We start from the raw sequence: 18,675 nt of genomic DNA, 5'->3' as shown, positions 1-18,675 counted from the left end.
AATTCATAACATAACAATATTAAAACGCTCACTATTTGGTGAGCGTTTTTTATTTTTGCAGTATGGTAGATTATATAGTTGTCGGATTAGGATTGGCTGGAATTGCTTTTTGTGAAGAATTGGAAGCGGCAGGAAAAGAATTTGTGGTTTTTGAAGATGACTCGCAAAAATCTTCAACTGTTGCAGGCGGATTGTATAATCCAGTAATATTAAAGCGCTTTACGCCAGTCTGGAATGCTGATGAACAATTAGAGGTTGCTTTGCCTTTTTATGAAGCACTAGAAGAAAAATTGCAGGCAAACTTCGATGAAAAACTATCGGTTATACGACGTTTTGCAGCTATAGAAGAACAAAATATGTGGTTTGAAGCTTCTGACAAACCCAAACTAGCTAAATACCTCGATACGCAGTTAATTGTAAATGACAATGCTGCTGTTAATGCTCCTTTTTCATTGGGAAAAGTAAAAGAAACAGGAAGAGTCTTAACTAAAAAGTTACTTAAAGTTTATCGTGAGTATCTTCAAACTAAAAACTATTTTCGTGATGAACGTTTTCAATATGAAAAGTTAATTGTAGAAGATGCATCAGTAACTTATCAAAACGTACAAGCTAAAAAAATTGTTTTTTGTGAAGGATTTGGACTTAAAAAAAATCCATACTTCTCGTATTTACCATTAAATGGAACGAAAGGAGAGCTACTATTTATCAAAGCTCCAAATTTAAAAATTGATTATGTTTTAAAATCTTCTGTGTTTATTATCCCGCAAGGAAATGATATATATACGGTTGGAGCTACTTATAATTGGACAGATAAAACAAATCTTCCGACGCAAGAAGCAAAAAAGGAACTGATAGAAAAACTAGCAAAGCTTATCAATTGTGAATACGAAATCATAACACAAGTCGCAGGAATACGACCAACAGTTATTGATAGAAGACCGCTTGTAGGAACACATCCTAAAGATTCAAAATTAGCGGTTTTAAACGGTTTAGGAACACGCGGAGTTATGATTGGTCCAACTGTTGCTAAACAGCTCTATAAACACCTAGAGCATCAAACTGAACTGCCAAATGAGATAGATATTAAGCGTTTTAAGGATGTAAAATAGTAGTTAGTTGCGTTTCGAATCTAAATTCTTGTCGTAAGACATAAAAAGATTGATCCAAATATTTCTAGACAAACGCATAATAATGGGCATGAAAAAAATAAGTGTTCCCATAATTATAAAAAAGGTAGCTAACAAACTTTCGATACCAATCAAATATCTAGAAGTAACAAAAGCAGCCATGGCAAATGCAATTCCAACACCATAACTCACATACATAGCGCCATAAAAAAAAGAAGGTTCAATTTTATAGCGTGTGCCACAATGCGCGCAAGTTTCGTGCATCTTTAATGTAGTATTTAATTTGTACGGATTTTTCACCTCATACATACGTTCGTTTTGGCATTTTGGGCAACTTCCCGTTAAAATACTATTTAATTTCGATCCTTTTTTTAACATTTGTAGAAATATATTATAAAACTATCTTGCTGAACTACAAAAGTAAGATATCCATTTTATAAAAACTGTAACTTTTGTCACACACATGATAAATATTCACAATATTGCTGTTGCTTTTGGCGGAACGTATCTATTTAAAGATATTGCGTTTCGACTCAATGCGGGCGACAGTGTCGGACTGATTGGAAAAAATGGCGCAGGGAAATCTACCTTATTAAAAATTCTTGCGAAAGAAAATGAACCTGATGAAGGAGAAATTGCAACAGATAAAGATGTTGAAATTGGTTTCCTAAAGCAAGATATCGAGTTTACGCAAGGACGTACAGTTCTGGAAGAAAGTTATGAAGCTTTTGAAAAAATTCGTCAACTTGAACTCAAAATAGATCAAATCAATCATCAACTATCGGAACGTGTCGATTATGATAGTGAGTCGTACAATCAGCTTATTATTGATTTGAGCGAATGTACCTCGCGTTATGAGATACTAGGTGGATACAATTACAAAGGTGATACCGAAAGGGTCTTGCAAGGATTGGGTTTTAAACGCGAAGATTTCGACAAAAAAACAGATACTTTTTCAGGAGGTTGGCGTATGCGAATTGAGTTGGCAAAACTCTTGCTTCAAAAAAATGATATCCTGCTTTTAGATGAGCCTACAAACCATTTGGATATAGAATCTATCATTTGGTTAGAACAGTTCTTAAAAACCTTCCCTGGCGTTGTCATTATTGTATCGCATGATAAAATGTTTTTAGATAATGTAACCAATAGAACCATTGAAATTTCTTTGGGAAGAATCTATGATTACAACAAACCATACTCTAAATATTTAATTCAGCGTAAAGAAATTCGCGAGCAGCAATTAGCCACTCAAAAAAATCAGGAAAAGCATATTCAGCATACTGAAAAACTCATTGAAAAATTCCGAGCCAAAGCTTCCAAAGCGTCTATGGCGCAATCGCTTATTAAAAAGCTGGAAAAAATTGATCGTATAGAAGTGGATGAAGATGACAATGCAGTCATGGCAATTCAGTTTCCATTATCAATTCAGCCCGGAAAAGTAGTATTGGAAGGAGAAAACATCTCTAAAAACTATGGCGAAAAGCAAGTGCTTTCGAATGTAGATCTATTTGTAGAAAGAAGTAGTAAAATTGCTTTTGTTGGTCAAAATGGGCAAGGGAAATCTACTTTGGCAAAAATCATTGTCAATGAAATTCCACATGATGGAAAATTAGATTTAGGTCATAATGTTGAAATTGGATATTTCGCGCAGAATCAGGCAGAATATTTAGACGGTAATCTTACGGTAGAAGATACTATGATTGAAGCTGCTGATGAAAAAACACGTCCCAAAGTACGTGACATGTTAGGTGCATTTTTATTTAGAGGCGAAGAAGTAGACAAAAAAGTAAAAGTGCTTTCGGGAGGCGAACGAAATCGTTTGGCATTGTGTAAAATGCTCTTGCAACCTTTCAATGTCTTGGTGATGGATGAGCCTACGAATCATTTAGACATCAAATCGAAAAACGTACTCAAAAAAGCATTGCAAAACTTTGAAGGAACGTTAATTCTCGTTTCGCATGATCGTGACTTTTTACAAGGACTTACCAATAAAGTCTACGAATTTAAAGATCAAAAAATAAAAGAATATCTCGGTGATATTAACTATTATTTGGACGAACGAAAAGTAGCAGACTTGCGTGAAGTCGAAAAACGAACTGTTGTAAAGCAGGAAGTTGTAAAAGCGGAAGCGCCGAAACAATCGTACGAATCGCAAAAAAAGCTAAAATCGCTGAACAACAAACTCAATAAAGTAGAACGTGCTATTTCCGATTTGGAAAAGGAAATCAAAGACATTGATATGGAATTGGCGGTAAACTATGAAGAAACAATTGCGCAACCAGACTTTTTTGATAAGTACCAAGGAAAAAAGAAAACCTTAGAAACATTGATGGAAGATTGGGAGACTATTCAGGAAGAAATGGAAGCATTGGAGTCGCAATCATAAGTTATATTTTACGAAATGAACGAATATTTTTTTCAATGTCCGTATTGTTGGGAAGCAATTTCCATGTTAATAGACACTTCTGTACGGACACAAAAATACATTGAAGACTGCGAAGTTTGCTGCAATCCAATTGAGTTAGAGGTGCTTAGTGAAGATGGACTCATCGTAGAATTTCAGGCACGAAATATAGAACAATAAAAAAGTTTATTTTTTTGTTGGTAGAATGGAAAATGGTTGTATATTTGCAGTCCAATATCGCGGGATAGAGCAGTAGGTAGCTCGTCGGGCTCATAACCCGAAGGTCACTGGTTCGAGTCCAGTTCCCGCTACTAAAGTGGACAAATTAACATTCGTGTTTTTTTGTCCATTCTTTTTTTGGTTCAAAATCACTGAAAGTGAGTTAGTTAATTCCAAAATTGAATTTGTTTTTAGGGTTCGACAAGTATCATTTTCTTTATCATAAAGAATTCCGTTAGGGAACAGCAAATTTTGAAGTTGTTGTTTTTGTGTGTAATCAGATAAGTTCCACATATTGTGTAAATTAGAAATTAAATTTATTGATTTATCTATGTAAGAATCAAGGTTCGATTTTTCAAAAGACGTTTTATTAATTTCGTTTTCTATTTTATCCATTTCTTCACTGAACTTTTTAGAAAACTTATTATAAATAACCGTGTCGATTTCGCCTAATGCGTATCTCTCTTGAATCTTTTCAAGCTTTTCTTTAATGGTACTTAAATTGTATTTTAAAGTAGCTGTATTGTCTTTATTTGATTTATTGAAATATTGGAAAGTATAATTAAGTTGTAGTTTCAATGGCGCAACTAGTTTTTTGTCTAATTGATACTTTTCAAGAATGTTTAAAAACAACTGATTCATTTTATTTGCATTCTTATTACAACCACAACCAATAGTTCCACATTTGTAATAATGTATATTTTTCTTTTTAACGATATAACCAGTTAATGGCTTTTCACATTTAGCACATTTTACAAATCCACCTTTAAGTGGTAAACTTTCATTTGCTTTGTGTTGTTTGTAACCAGTTCCAGTACTAATATTATTTACTTTTAAAAAAGTATCTTTAGTTACAATGCCTTTGTGTTTTCCTTTTATAATTTCTCCATCAAGTAGATTGTGTACTAGTAAACCACAATACACAGGATTCCTTAAAATGTTAGTCAGTTTTTGTTTATATAGCTTTATTCCGTATAAGTCTAACCTATCTAAAATTTGTTTATTAGACAAGCTTTCGTTTAATTTCCACAAGAATATTTTTTTGATAAATTTCGCATTCTCATCAAATACAATTACAGGTGCATTATTCTCATCTCTAGCATTCTTATATCCCAATGGAGCTTTCCCCATCCAATACCCATTTAAAAGACGCTGACGCATTCCCATGATGGTTTTATCACGTCTTTGGTCATTATCATATTTACTAAATAATAGGTTTAAATTTTGGAAGAACATTCCTGTAGAAGTTTCCACATCGACTGGCTGTGTTACAGAAAGTACATTAATGCCAATTTTTTTCAATTCTTCAACAATTGTTATTGCGCTTGCACCTGCACGAGAAAATCTATCTATACTATATACAATAATAAACGCAATTCTTTTCTTTTTGACATAGGATATCATTTTTTGAAACTGTTTCCTATCATCAGTCTTTGCACTCTCATACGTACCTCCAAAATATTCTTTAATATCTAAATTTAATCGAGTAGCATATTGAGTACATTGTATTTTTTGACTATCTAAGCTTGTATTATCTTCTTGTTGTGATCCAGAAACTCTAGTGTAGATTACAGCTTCATTTTTAGTAATTACCTTTTTTTTATTCTGCTTTGCGAAGCTTTGAAATTGTTGAAGATTGCTCATGTTCGGTAATAATGTTATGTGTTAATAATGATAATTCTTTTAATGTATGAATAATGATTTCAGCTTCTTGTATTGATATATCAGCAAGTCCATCAAAGCTTTTTAATTCTTCAACGGAGATTGTTTTTAAGGTTGATATGTCTTTTACATTTTTCATTTAGAGGAACTAGCGCATGATGCATTATTACCTTTTGTTGGTAATATGTTGTAATTCCCTTTTTGATATATGTAAAATTGTCTGAAATCATATTTTCTATATTACGAAAAATAAAGATTTAAAACAACTACTAGAATTATTATTAATAGTTAAAATCTTACAAACATATTTTTTAGGGAAATCACATTATCTTTTAATTCATTGCATTTATCATTTTATTTTTAAAACTTGTTTTTAGTACTCTTCTATCAAAGGTCATAAGAAAAAAAATATCATTGCAAGGATATGCAAGGATATGCAAGGATATGCAAGGATATGCAAGGATATGCAAGGATATGCAAGGATATTTCTTTCTCATATTTTTATTTAAGAGTGATAAAGGTTAAAAGAAAAATAGTAAGCTCGACGCGATTGGAAGAGATTGGAAGAGATTGGATGCGATTTGACGAGATTCGACGCGATTGGAAGAGATACTTCATTAAAAATTTCTTTTCTAGTTTTAATTCTACTTACTTCTAAAAATTATTCCTAAATATCAGTATTTGAAAAGAAATCTAAGTCGGATCATGCTCGTTTACGTCAGTTAATGTCGGATAGCGACAAATAAAGTCTAATTTACTTTTTGGAATAAATGTAAAAAGCTCCAATCATTACGATTGAAGCTTCACAAAATTCGAGTACTTTAGTTTTACGATAAATTAAAATTGGAATTATTCTATAACCAATAAAAGCAGTATCAATCTAACTTACTATATATATAATTAATATTGTCGAAGAGTTGCTTTCCTGTATTATTCCTTATAGCTGAATATGCATCATCAAAAAAGATAATTTCTTCTGTATTAGTTTTGATAATAATTACCTCCATTTTTAAAGCCCCTACAATTGGTATTTCTGAAGCTATATAAGATATTTTGGGTCTTAGGTGTAACATCATAATATACTCCTCTTGAGAACCTTTTAAAAATGATTTAAAATTAGAAGAGAAGATAATTTTTTGACTTGTTCTAAGCGCATCAAATATCGCATGTATTTCAGTAGTATCTATTTTTTGTGATGATACTTTTTTTGATATCCTGTATTTTTTTGCATCTACAAGAAATAGAGAATCTACACGTTTATTTGTGTATTTTTTATAGTTTTTGAGACTTTTAGCCTTTTCCACCTTTTTACTAAGCTTGTAAATAGGCTCGATATAGCCTAACTTACTTATTTTTTGGAGTTTTACTTCTTTGTAAATAGGTGTAATAGATTTACAGCCTATAAAAGCTAAAAGGAAAACTAAAATTTTTATTTTTTTCATTGTATATTTTTGAAAGTAAATTAATTAATCTGATAATTAGGGTGTCCCGTTTGCCATAATGCAAAAGAGATTATATCCGCTAATTCTTTTTGTTTCTTTTCTGCACTTGCATCAAAACCATGCCCGCTCTCAAAATCGACAGATAATAAAATTGGGTTCTTCGAGGTATTTGCCTTTTGAATTTTGGCAGCAAATTTTGCTGGTTGCCATGCAGCTACTCTTGTATCATTCATCCCAGCTGTTAAAAACATTGCAGGATAGCTTTCACCCTTTATTATATTGTGGTAAGCATCCATTTGAAGTAAAGCCTTAAACTCTATGGAATCTTTGACAGTTCCATATTCTTTTGAATTTGTTCCGCCACCCATCATGTTTTCTGATCGTAGAGCATTTAAAACTCCAACTCTTACAATTGCAGCAGCAAATAAGTCTGGTCTTTCAGTAATTGCTCTTCCTATCATAATTCCTCCAGCACTATTTCCCCATATAGCAACATGTTTATTTGAAGTATAATTATTTTTGATTAAGTATTCTGTACATGAAATTAAATCCCTCCATGTGTTTGGCTTTGTTGTTTTGAAACCATCTTTATACCAACTGTCTCCTTTTTCTCCACCACCTCGAACATGAGCTACAACATAAATTCCACCTTCATCAGTCCATAACTTAACTTGATTACTATATTTAGGGCGCATAACATAACCATAAGCTCCATAACCTCTCATTAGAACTCTGTTTTGTCCGTTCTTTTTTAATCCTTTTTTATAAACAAGCGATAAAGGAATTAATTTTCCATCGTGAGAAAGCACTTCTAATTCTTCAACTATTAAATCATTATCTATTTGTAATGAGTCATCTTTCAACAAGTTCTCTATCAAAAAAGTATTTTCATCAAAATTATAACTATATCTTTTGTAATCACTATTCCAACCACTGACTGAAACCCATAAATCATTATAGCTATGACCATTCGATATTAAGCTTATTGAAGCTGCTGAAATAGGTAATTTTATTTCCGATTTACTTTCATAATGATATAATTTGCTTTCAACTCCATTTTTTACGACAGTATAAAATAAACCTGAATTTGTAACCGCGAAATCTCGAATAGTTGCATTATTTTTCTCATTAACCAAAACTTCTGATTCAGAAATATTATTATTAGTTATGTTTGCTTTATAAATTTTAAAATTAGAAGCCTCCTTAGCTGATAAGTAGATTAGATTATCGTCAACAATTGTGAACCTTTTCACTTTATCTTCTTTTTTAAATAATGGAATCCATTTGGCTTTTACATTTTTAATGTCTTTAACTTCTTTATAGTAAACATCAAAATATTGAGAAACTCCTACTATAGCTCCAAATATGTATTTGTCATTCTGGTTTTGAAGAAAAATTATAGGGAAATCATCTTTTTCTATACCCAATTTTGGATTAATTACTTTAGAGAAAATATCAGTTATGGTATCACTTTTCATATCATATAATACATAACTAGTATTTTGAAAAGTTTCTTTAGCTTTCCCATCCTCAGAAGGTAATCTTGAAAAAATAAAACCCGAATCATCAGGAAGCCAACTCATGCCTAATGAAGCAGCTGCCCAAGTTTTAGAAATTATCGTATCGTGTATTTTTTTAGTATCTAAATCAAGGATAATCATATCTGAAACTTCCTCATCGTTCTTTGTCAAACTGATTGCAATTTTTGTTTCACTCCAATTAGGACTTATATGATTTATTAGATATTGTTCTTTTTCATTTTTTTTATATTCATTTGGATCATATATCAACTCCTCTTTTTCATCTTTATTTTTTTTAAAATACAACTTAGCAACTTTATCATTAGGTAATTTTTTTAGATAAAAATATGAACCATTTGAGGTTATTTTAAGGCTAGAAATTTTATATCCATTCTTACTCTCAAATTCTTGTTGTTTTTTAATAATCTTAGAGTGATTAGAAATTTTATCAATAAAACTATCGGAGTATTCTTTTTGTAGTTTTAGCCAACTAATAACAGAAGAGTCTTTTAAATTTTCTAAATGACGAAATGGATCTTCTATCTCTTTTCCGAAATAAACATCTACAACTTTTTTTTCATCAATATGAGGTATTGAGTTTTGTTTATTACAACTGTAAGCAAAGAATAAAATAAGGTATAAAGAAATTCTAATATATTTTTCCATAATGTTTTTAACAAAATAATCAAGCACTACAAGATATAGAATCTATATTGTAGTGCCTAAGTTTCTTAATCTATAAAAGTGTTGATTAATCTGTTGGGATTTCTCCTGTTCCATTCGTATGGTTTTTAATGCTACAGCAATTTTCTACATTATTTGTTTCATCTGCATTAGTACCTCCAATTATTGATTGAGAATTTTGAATTTTAGAAATCTTTTCCTTAGATAAGCCTAATTTTTTACTTTGTTTTTTCATAATCTATTATCTTTAATTTTATTTAAAACAAACTTAATTGTATTGCTATTTGATTACAAGATTTAGTATTCATGATTTATAAATTTCATATCGATTTTTATTAATCATGAATTTCTTTTCTTTATTTCATTTATAAATATAGAAGGCTTTATTCCCGTTTTTTTTATAAAAGCATTAGAAAAGGATTGTGAACTTTTAAAGCCAATTTCAAAAGCAATTGCTTTTACTGAGTATGCTCTAAATTGCTTATTGTTTTGTAGTTCATTGATAGCATATTCAATTCTCAAATCATTAATATAATTTGTGAAATTTTTATTTTTTATTGAGTTTACAACCTTTGATAAGTACGTCGAATTCGTTTTTAAGCTTGATGCCACATTATTTTGTGTACTATCTGGAAACAAGAATTTTTTTTCTTGTTCAAACTCTTCTAATTTTGAAATAATTTCTTTAATAATTTCTTCGGATAAGCCAATTTTTTGGGACTCCTCACTTATAGTTTTTTTAGTTGACTCTTCCTTTTTCTCAATATCTTTGGATGAAATATATTCTTCAAACTTATTTCTGTAATATTTCTTTTTCCTGTTTATAAATATTAAGAATAGTACAAGAATTATAACAAATACAAAAAGGAGTTTAAGTAATGTATTTGATAATTTATCCTTTTCTTTTAATTCAGCGATTAACTCGTCTCTTTCTCTTGTTAGTCTTCCTCTATCGTATTCATAGTTGATCTTAATATTCAAATCATGGTATTTTTCTTTGATAGCATTATCAAAATAAAGTAACCGTTCCATAATTACTAATTGATTCTCCTTATCATTTTTCCTTTTGTAATAATCAATTAGTAATTCATAACTTTCTCTCATTTCTGGGAAAAAGTCAATTGGTTCAATTGTCAATGAATCTATTCTTTTAAAGTATTTTATGGCTTTTTCTTCATTCCCCGAATCTAACAAAGATTTCCCTTTGTATAGGTATCCCATTTTTAAGTTTCCTAAATTATTTTCATCTTTTTTAAGAATCCTAATAGCCTTATTGAGTGTGTCAATAGATTTTTTATAGTTCTTAGCCATATAACTCGCAGTACCATCTGTTAGAAGAAAAAAAGAATAAAGAACTTCATTATTGCTATTTAAACACTCTTTAATACCTAACTCAGAATAATATGATGCTGAGTCTAGTTGTCTCATTCTAAGATATGAATCAGTAATTCCCAACAAAGTCACAATATATTTCTGTTTATACTTCTTATTGTCTCTGTTATTTGATAAAAAAACTTTGTTTTCTTTGTATAGGCTTAAAGCTTCTTTCTCATTTCCTAAATGATTTTTCAAAATTGCCATTACATGTTTACTCGATACTTGCTGATAACGATTATTTCGTTTCAGAGCATATTCATTTACAATTAGATAATTATTTAATGCTCCTTCATAATCTCCAATATCATCATATAAACGCTTCCCTTTTATTAAATATCCTTTCGCAGGATATTCGTAATCTTCAATATCTTTAGTAAGTTTAATAATGCTATCCGCATATTTTATGGCATCTTCATGATTACTTAAAATATATGAATGAAAATAGTAGCCCTCTGCTATTTTTAAAATATTTCTCTCTTTTTTCGCTTTGGAAAGAAAAGCTTCGGCAAAAACGGATGCTTTTTTTTGATTAAACTCAACATTATAAAATGAATCAGATAATTCATTATAACTTTTACTTTCAAGCCAAGCTTTATCATTTGAGTTATTTTCTTGACTAAAGCAAACATTCATTAAAATAAAAAATAAGATATAAATATTGACCTTCATGAAAGTCTTGTTTATCGTCATGGAAACTATTTGTAAGAATTATTTTAATAAAGTTAATCAGTGTAAATTACAAAAGTGCTATTTATTTACAAAATCTGTATGAAATTTATAAATCATGAATTATCCTATTTGTAAATACTAATTGCTAGGGTATATATTTACACAAGAGTTTAAGAAATTAGATTTTATCTAAAGAAAAAAGCTTCCATATACATGAAAGCTTCTAAGTAAACAAATAAGCATTTGCCTACGATCTGCAAATCAAAGATAGGTATTTTTTTAATACACATCGCGGCAAATGTTTTTAAGTGTAGCTAATCACTTTAAAAAACAGTCGTGGAAACTGAAAAACGAACGAGTAGGTGTATTAAAAATGAATAACCATAATGAAAATAGTAAGAAATTTACCTCAAACCCTATGTGTGTTGGTATTATTATTGTTGAGTAATTGTCAGAGTGATACAGTAGCAGAAACGCAACAAGAGGAGACTTTACAAGAACACCTCACTTTTAAAACTACTATGATCTCTAAACAAGAGATAGAAGAGAATGCAAAATTGCGTAACAAAATGAATAATTTGGCAACAATACAAAGCGATCAAATTGGTAAAAACGTTTACAATGAAACGTATGATTTTACTATTGATACGTATGTAGCTAAACTTGTTGAGAGCAATGACAGCGATAAACATTCATATACTTTTCCTGTAAGTAGAGAGAATAATGCGGGAAGTGAAGTAGAAAATTTAGTTTTGTCATACATTGAAACTGACGATGATTACAAAGCTAGCTTAATAACATATCATTTTACAGCAGTACAAAAACAACAATATCTATTAATAGGATATGTAGATACTCCTTATGAAATTAGTCATGAGTCTATTGAGCTAGATTCATCAAGTATAGTAAGTAAGAACATACAACCATGTATAGTTACGTATCAAGAATTTCATAACCCACAAGGTTCAAATAGCACATATTTACACTCAGAAAATGGAGTTGTTCAAAATAATTGTGAACATGAAAATGATGATGATCCTTGTAATGTAACCTTTGAAATAGTAATTTTTTGTCCTGATGGTGGAAGCAGTGGAACAGGAGATACAACGGATTATAATACATCTCCAACAGACAACCAAGATAATTCGACAGCAGGCGGTGGCGGTGGCTCAAATGGAGCAGATGAAACAACTGACGACGAAGCAGATAATATTATAACTTCACCTATTACTAGAGAAGAAAGTACAAAACAAGCTATTGAGGATTGTATTAACGGATTAGCAGATTTTAATACTGTTGACATAACTACTATTGATCCCGAAATTTTAAATCAAAATGATTTAAGTTTAAGTGATTGGATTACTATTAATAATTATCTTCAAGAGAATAATTGTAGTGAAGAGGCACAGGAGGAAGTAATAGAGACTTTACTAGATGAGTACGATGATTATAAAATTTTAAATGAATTAGAAGGAAAAGCTCTCTGTGTTTATAATAAGTTGAAAAAGTTAAAAGGCGGTTTCAAAGAATCGATTAAAAAATTTGATGGGGAGTTTCCTGTTGCACATTTGAAATTTGAAAGTGCGCCATTGGATGGAACTACCAAAGGATCAACAATCCCACCTCTTAATGGAACAGCAGGAGACGTAAATTCTCCTGACTATCAAATATTAATTCAAATAAATAATAAAAATAATATATATGGGCATCCGCAAAGACCTAACTTATTACTCGCTAAAACTATTATTCATGAAGTAATACATGCTGAAATATTCAGAAAGTTGCTGTCGCTTGCTAAACAAGGACATTTAGATTTCACAGGTATGTCAGCTGAAGAACAAACAAATTATATGTTAAGTATAAGAGATAATTTTCCTGGTATTTATGACTATATGAGGAGACTTAACAATTGGCAACATCAACAAATGGCAACGCATTACAGAGAAGCCATTGCAAGATTATTACAAGAATTTGACACAGGTGTTGCAGTCCCAAATTCTCAACAACCACAACAACTATACATGGATTTGTCTTGGGAGGGTTTGATTTATGAAGATGATCCTGATGCTGTTATAGCATGGGTAAATTTACCTCAAGCAGAAAGAGACAGAATAGAATTGGTAATTTCAAATTATATAACAAATAATATTAACGAAACTTGTACAGAATGAAAAAGTTAACACTATTACTTATACTATTTTCTTCTTTTTTGTGTGTTGCACAAGAAGAAAATAAAGAAACTGTTTATTTATTATTTGATTCAAAAAGTAAAGAAAAATGTATTATTGAAGATGGATCAGGTAATTCACAAAACCTTAATGCTTATAGAAAAGCATATCAAGATCATAATAACTTGACATTTTTTCATATATATAAAGAGTCATTTGCTTTTGGTTCAAATAAACGAAAGGATACATGTAACATAAAAGAATTAGATAACCTTAAAATTGTAGATGTAGCATATATTCAAGATAAAAAATCAAAAAATATAATGAAGTATAATCCTTTCAAAAAAATATATATAATTGAAGTAATTTCAAAAGATCAATTCGTTAAGTATGATGTCCTTTGGATTGACGATTGGACGATGACTAGAGACTAAAAACGAAAACCTATAGCAACCAGTTAAGCACTAAATTCTCACACATTTTATTACCATAAAAAGCCATGCTTTAATTAGCATAGTCTGCTATACGTATGGCTTTTTTTAAACACCTTATTGCTCATGTTAGACTCTGACAACTGAATCAAAAACAACAAATTATGATTACTGAAAAACAGCGAAAAGAACTCAAAAAAGCTTTAGGATATCATTATACAGATGATGTGCTCAAAATTTTAAAAAAACGTGGTGTCACTAATAAAAAAGGTGCTCCGTATGGAAGATCAATGATTCGAAATGTATATAATGGCTTAAATGGGAATAAAGAAATTGAAAATGCCATCATGGAACTTTTCATTACTAAACAAGAAGAGAAAGAAAGACAATTAAAAGCACGAAATAGAATATTAGGTATTTCAGTTGAAACTGATAACTAAATCTATTCCTCAAAAAAACAAACAAAGCTCTCCTTTTGCTATTAATAGCCATCTAAACAACTAAAAATAGCATGGATACAGTTACAAATTTCCTTATAGGCGCTTGTATAGTATTAGTCGTATTTATAATTGTAATACTGATTCTATACTTCCGTAATACGCCAAATACATATAAGAAAAAGTCAAAAAAAAGAAACGAAGTCGATGTAGAAATTGAAAACGAACTAAAAAGAAACACCAAATAAAATGTCAATTTAAAAATGACATTAAAAGTAACATACCACGAATTAATTCATAGTAATTCTCTTAATGTATTGTAGGTTAAAGAAAAAACAAATAGTACAGGTATGTTAACTAGGTCTTAGGGTGACTACTCAAAGCGGTGGTTGGTTATCGCCGCTTTGTTTTAAAATTTAGCTAAGCTGTTTTTTTAGCTAGGCAAGGCGGTGCTGTCGATGGTTAGTCAGTCCGCTTTGCTATCTAAAATATGAAATTTAAAAAAGGAAAGTCTAAAAGAAATCAGTTTGGGGAAGCTGAAAAGGGGCAACCTTTAAAAACCAATATAGCATATTATGTATAGTGGATATATGATTTTTAAATAGGTTTTGGGTTGTGAATTTAATTTAGACTTGAAGTAGTGGTAGCCTTATACACATAAGGCTACTTACTGCATTATAGATACAAAAATGAATAAGAATAGAACACAATTTATAAAAGGATTCGTAGTAGGTTTTTTATCTGCTGCAATCGTTTTTGCGCTCGCAGTATTTATAGGAATTTATTTTTATGTGAATTAATAATTTTACCCTTACCCTAAAACTCCCCATTGTAACCTGAAAGCCTCAATTTTGATTGAGGTTTTCTATTTTGTTGCAAGTTGTTGCGTTTTGTTGCAGGTATCGTCCTTAAATTTGCCTTGAAAAACACATAAAACATTAAAAATAAACAGATTAAATTCTGTCTCATGTTGTTGTATTCTGTTGCGTTTTGTTGCTGATGGTATCGGTATCGTCCTATAACAGTTGTTTTATCTCATCGATAGAAGTTGTGAAATCAGACATTTTTTTACTTTTACCTATATGTATTGGTACACTATTAATTCACTATAAAAGTTAAAAGAAAAATAATAAGCTTGACGAGATTCGATGAGATTTGCCGCGATACTTCATTAAAATTTCTTTTCAATTCTGATGCTACTTACTTCTAAAAATTATTCTTAAATATCAGTATTTGAATAGGAATCAGCGGCAAATAAGGGCAGTTGGCGACACATTATGTCGGATAAAGTCAAATAAAGTTCAATTATTCATCCCTAAAATTATGGAGAAAAACACACTCAATATTTACGATTGATTGTCTTTTATATTACATAGACATTTGTAACTGAACAAAAAACATAGAAATTATGAAAGTAACAACTACAAATGAACTTGAACTAGAAAATGATGAGTTAAGAATGAATTTCGCTTCAGACGATCCAACTGAAACACCAAAACCAGGCGATGGCGATGGAACTGTGGATACAGGTGAAGAGGATGATGACGAGGAAGTTATTAAGCCTTACAATTAATTTGTAAGAAAATTACATTTTTAAAAGGCTTTATTTATCTTTAACCAGAAAGTAAAAGCCTTTTCTTCTTTCTAAAAATACTATCAACTATGCAGAAAAAAATAATTTTTATAACCTCTTTTTTATTCATTAATATATTTTGTGTTTGGGGACAATCAGTAAGTACTGTAGATAGTATGCAACAATTGCTAGTCACTCAAAAAGGAATTAACAGAATAGAAACATTGAACGAATTGGCTTGGGAATTAAAGAAGTCTAAAGATTCCGTTGGTATTAAGTACGCAGAAGAAGCTTTAAAGTTAAGTAAGCAACAAGGTTATTACAAAGGAATTTCAGATGCGTACAGTCGATTAGGAACTATTGCATTAAGAAGAAAAAATAATGCTGATACAAAAAAGTATTATTTGAAAGCATTAGCTAATGATGAAGAACATAAATATCTATATGGTATTGCTCGTGCAAAAAATCAATTAGGAATTATTTATAAAAGAGAAAAAAAATATAAAAAAGCACTAGAGTATTTTTTATTTAGTTTGGATGTTATTGAAAGCAGAAAGCAATATAAACAAGCTTCTCAAATTGCAGCAAATATAGGAAACCTTTATTTTAAGGACAGAGCTTATACAAAGGCATTTAATTATTTTACAAAGCAATTAGAGTACAGTAAACTCGCTAATGATTCTATTTATATAGCAAAATCCTATCGTAATATAGGAGACGTTCAAAAAGTATTAAAAAATTATAAACAAGCACTTATATCTTATCTAAAAGCAGAAGAAAAATTTATAGAAAAAAATAAGACTAAGGAAAGTGCAAATATTATGATAGATATTGCAACTATATATGATTATTTGAATCAGAATAAATTATCAAAGGAAAAGTTTATTAATACATTGAAATTTATTCAAAAAAGTAAAAAAGGAGATAGAGGTGCATTGTATTTTAACTTTGGTACACTATATCGAAAACTAGGGCAATTAGATTCTGCATCATATTATTATCAGAAAGCAGAGAATTTTTTTATAAAAGCTAATAACAAGCAAAAACTATTAGTGTATTATAATAATATTGGGAACAAGTTTTATGACTATCAAAGTTATGATAAGGCATTATTATACTTCAATAAGAGTTTGCAGTTACAAGGAATTGTAAAAGATACAGCGATGCTTTTAAATACTTACAAATCAATTTCTAGAGTTTATCGAAAGTTAAAAGATTACAGAGTTGCTTTAATATTTAGCGATTCAACTTCTTTAATTAGAGAAGTTGAATTTCAAAAAATAAAAGAAGCGGATCAGTATCAGGTAGTAGCAGCGAACTTCGAGAGAGAGTTAGTAGCTTCAGAAAACCAAAAGATAATTATAGAAAACCAAAAAGAAATAGCTGAAAACAAAGCTGAAAAACAAACAATACTTATTAGTAGTTTGTGTATAGCACTTATGCTTTTATTAGGATTATTTTTTTATATCACAAAAGCAAGAAAACAAAGGCAACAACGCGAATTAGCTGAAGCAGATTTGAAACAGCAAAAATTAATAGCTGAACATGAAAAGGCACAACAAGAACAGCACCTACAGGAGTTGATAAAAACACAAGAAATGAACGCCATCAATGCCATGATTAGCGGGCAAGAAGAAGAACGAAAACGCATTGCGCAAGATTTGCACGACAATTTGGGGAGTAAACTATCATTAGTAAAAATACACTATCAATCTGTAGAAGACAATCTGGAAAGTATTGATGAAGATGCTAAAACACAATATGAAAAAGCAAATCAGCTTTTAGATGAGGCTTGCAAATCTGTACGTGAAATTTCGCATAATATGATCTCAGGAACTTTGTCAAAATTTGGGCTAATTCCTGCGCTCAAAGAGTTAAAACAAACTTTAGAAAATGTGTATTCAAAACAAGTTCAATATGCAATTCATATTGAACTTACCTATCATAAGTTGGATAATCGTCTTGAGAATACAATGGAAATACAAATCTACCGAATCATACAAGAGCTTTTAAATAATATCATAAAGCACGCAAAAGCAACGCAGGTAGATATTCAAATATTAAAACTAGAAAAAGGAGTCAACATCATTGTAGAAGATGATGGAGTTGGTTTTGATACAGAAAAACAACATAAAGGGATTGGACTAAAAACTATTCAATCGAGAGTCGTAAATATGAAAGGAAGTTGCCTCATAGACTCTGGAAAAGGAAATGGCACAACGGTTACAATTGATATACCTACTTAACTAATTAACACAGATGAAAAATAAAACACCTATACGAATTATTATTGCTGATGATCATAAAATGTTTATTGAAGGACTACAATCCTTATTAAAAAAACACACCCATATCAAAGTCATTGGAGAAGCTTCAAATGGAGAGGAAGCATTGGAATTACTTAAAGAAAATATAAATGAAGTAGACATTGCTGTTTTAGACATTGATATGCCTATAAAAAATGGTTTTGAAGTTTTACAAGAAATACAAAAGATTCAAATTGAGGTCAAAACATTAATCCTAACCATGCACGATGAAGGAACCATTATCAAGGAATTGATGGACGCTGGCGCGAACGGTTACATCCTAAAAAATAGAGGGAAAGAAGAATTTGTAGAAGCTATAGAAACCATTATGAATGGGAATGAATATTTAAAAGGTGATGTGTTGGGAAATTACATTACTGCAAATAAAATGCCTGAACCTAAAGCAGTGCATCTCACTAGACGTGAATTGCAAGTACTAAAATTATTATCTGAAGATCATACTTCTGGAGAAATCGCTCAAAAATTAAACATTGCGGTCAGTACCGTAGATACCTATCGTAGAAACCTTATAGAAAAAACAGGCGTTAGAAGCTCATTAGGCTTGATAAAATATGCTTTTGATAACAAAATTTTATAAGCCCAACGTAACAAAATAAGTACCAACCAAATTATAAAACTCCTCAATATTGAGGAGT

General features: G+C 30.3%; 16 protein-coding genes and 1 tRNA gene. 10 read left to right on the top strand and 7 right to left on the bottom strand.

Annotated elements, in window-relative coordinates; genetic code table 11:
• Nucleotides 1-62 precede the first annotated feature (62 nt).
• Nucleotides 63-1,109 carry an FAD-binding oxidoreductase gene (locus Q0845_RS06045; RefSeq protein ID WP_298510647.1) on the top strand — a complete coding sequence of 349 codons (1,047 nt, stop codon included), beginning with the start codon at nucleotides 63-65 and terminating at the stop codon, nucleotides 1,107-1,109.
• A gap of 3 nt (nucleotides 1,110-1,112) precedes the next feature.
• On the opposite strand, the gene Q0845_RS06040 is transcribed toward Q0845_RS06045, so the two are convergent.
• Complete coding sequence (locus Q0845_RS06040; RefSeq protein WP_298510645.1) at nucleotides 1,113-1,505, bottom strand: DUF983 domain-containing protein; 393 nt, start codon at nucleotides 1,503-1,505, stop codon at nucleotides 1,113-1,115.
• Nucleotides 1,506-1,590: 85 nt separating this feature from the next.
• On the opposite strand from Q0845_RS06040, the gene abc-f reads away from it, so the two are divergent.
• The 3 genes from abc-f to Q0845_RS06025 all read left to right on the top strand — a co-directional run bounded on the left by abc-f (nucleotide 1,591) and on the right by Q0845_RS06025 (nucleotide 3,842).
• Nucleotides 1,591-3,513 (top strand): ribosomal protection-like ABC-F family protein, encoded by a 1,923-nt coding sequence (gene abc-f, locus Q0845_RS06035; protein ID WP_298510644.1) that lies wholly within the window; start codon nucleotides 1,591-1,593, stop codon nucleotides 3,511-3,513.
• A 15-nt stretch (nucleotides 3,514-3,528) separates the two neighbouring features.
• On the top strand, nucleotides 3,529-3,711 hold the full coding sequence (locus Q0845_RS06030; RefSeq protein WP_298510640.1) for a CPXCG motif-containing cysteine-rich protein: 183 nt from the start codon (nucleotides 3,529-3,531) through the stop codon (nucleotides 3,709-3,711).
• Between the two features lie 58 nt (nucleotides 3,712-3,769).
• A tRNA-Met gene (locus Q0845_RS06025) sits at nucleotides 3,770-3,842 on the top strand.
• On the opposite strand, the gene Q0845_RS06020 is transcribed toward Q0845_RS06025, so the two are convergent.
• From Q0845_RS06020 to Q0845_RS05995, 6 genes are all read right to left on the bottom strand, one after another.
• Entirely contained in the window at nucleotides 3,802-5,394 is a 1,593-nt protein-coding gene (locus tag Q0845_RS06020; protein ID WP_298510734.1) for a recombinase family protein, read from the bottom strand. The two genes, Q0845_RS06025 and Q0845_RS06020, sit on opposite strands and share 41 nt — an antisense overlap.
• The gene (locus Q0845_RS06015) at nucleotides 5,351-5,551 is read right to left on the bottom strand and encodes a hypothetical protein (RefSeq protein ID WP_298510637.1); all 201 of its coding nucleotides are present in this window, start codon (nucleotides 5,549-5,551) and stop codon (nucleotides 5,351-5,353) included. Before Q0845_RS06015 ends, Q0845_RS06020 begins: the two co-directional genes overlap by 44 nt.
• 736 nt (nucleotides 5,552-6,287) lie before the next feature.
• The gene (locus Q0845_RS06010; RefSeq protein WP_298510635.1) at nucleotides 6,288-6,854 is read right to left on the bottom strand and encodes a hypothetical protein; all 567 of its coding nucleotides are present in this window, start codon (nucleotides 6,852-6,854) and stop codon (nucleotides 6,288-6,290) included.
• 20 nt (nucleotides 6,855-6,874) lie between these two features.
• Entirely contained in the window at nucleotides 6,875-9,040 is a 2,166-nt protein-coding gene (locus Q0845_RS06005; RefSeq protein ID WP_298510632.1) for a prolyl oligopeptidase family serine peptidase, read from the bottom strand.
• An 85-nt stretch (nucleotides 9,041-9,125) separates the two neighbouring features.
• Entirely contained in the window at nucleotides 9,126-9,293 is a 168-nt protein-coding gene (locus Q0845_RS06000) for a hypothetical protein (protein WP_298510629.1), read from the bottom strand.
• Between the two features lie 104 nt (nucleotides 9,294-9,397).
• A complete protein-coding gene (locus Q0845_RS05995) occupies nucleotides 9,398-11,104 on the bottom strand; it encodes a helix-turn-helix domain-containing protein (protein ID WP_298510627.1) in 1,707 nt (568 codons plus the stop codon).
• Between the two features lie 386 nt (nucleotides 11,105-11,490).
• Between Q0845_RS05995 and Q0845_RS05990 the strand changes: the two genes are divergently transcribed.
• The 6 genes from Q0845_RS05990 to Q0845_RS05965 all read left to right on the top strand — a co-directional run bounded on the left by Q0845_RS05990 (nucleotide 11,491) and on the right by Q0845_RS05965 (nucleotide 18,617).
• Nucleotides 11,491-13,275 (top strand): hypothetical protein, encoded by a 1,785-nt coding sequence (locus tag Q0845_RS05990; RefSeq protein WP_298510624.1) that lies wholly within the window; start codon nucleotides 11,491-11,493, stop codon nucleotides 13,273-13,275.
• Nucleotides 13,272-13,706, top strand: coding sequence for a hypothetical protein (locus Q0845_RS05985; RefSeq protein WP_298510620.1), 435 nt, complete (start codon nucleotides 13,272-13,274; stop codon nucleotides 13,704-13,706). Before Q0845_RS05990 ends, Q0845_RS05985 begins: the two co-directional genes overlap by 4 nt.
• 161 nt (nucleotides 13,707-13,867) lie before the next feature.
• Nucleotides 13,868-14,143 carry a hypothetical protein gene (locus tag Q0845_RS05980; RefSeq protein ID WP_298510617.1) on the top strand — a complete coding sequence of 92 codons (276 nt, stop codon included), beginning with the start codon at nucleotides 13,868-13,870 and terminating at the stop codon, nucleotides 14,141-14,143.
• A 1,405-nt stretch (nucleotides 14,144-15,548) separates the two neighbouring features.
• Entirely contained in the window at nucleotides 15,549-15,713 is a 165-nt protein-coding gene (locus Q0845_RS05975; RefSeq protein WP_298510614.1) for a hypothetical protein, read from the top strand.
• A gap of 89 nt (nucleotides 15,714-15,802) precedes the next feature.
• Nucleotides 15,803-17,959, top strand: coding sequence for a sensor histidine kinase (locus Q0845_RS05970; RefSeq protein WP_298510612.1), 2,157 nt, complete (start codon nucleotides 15,803-15,805; stop codon nucleotides 17,957-17,959).
• A 13-nt stretch (nucleotides 17,960-17,972) separates the two neighbouring features.
• A complete protein-coding gene (locus Q0845_RS05965) occupies nucleotides 17,973-18,617 on the top strand; it encodes a response regulator transcription factor (protein ID WP_298510611.1) in 645 nt (214 codons plus the stop codon).
• Nucleotides 18,618-18,675: the final 58 nt, after the last annotated feature.

The sequence above is a fragment of the uncultured Kordia sp. genome (assembly GCF_947489565.1).
Lineage (GTDB): Bacteria > Bacteroidota > Bacteroidia > Flavobacteriales > Flavobacteriaceae > Kordia.
This window is presented reverse-complemented; position numbering and strand designations above follow the sequence as displayed.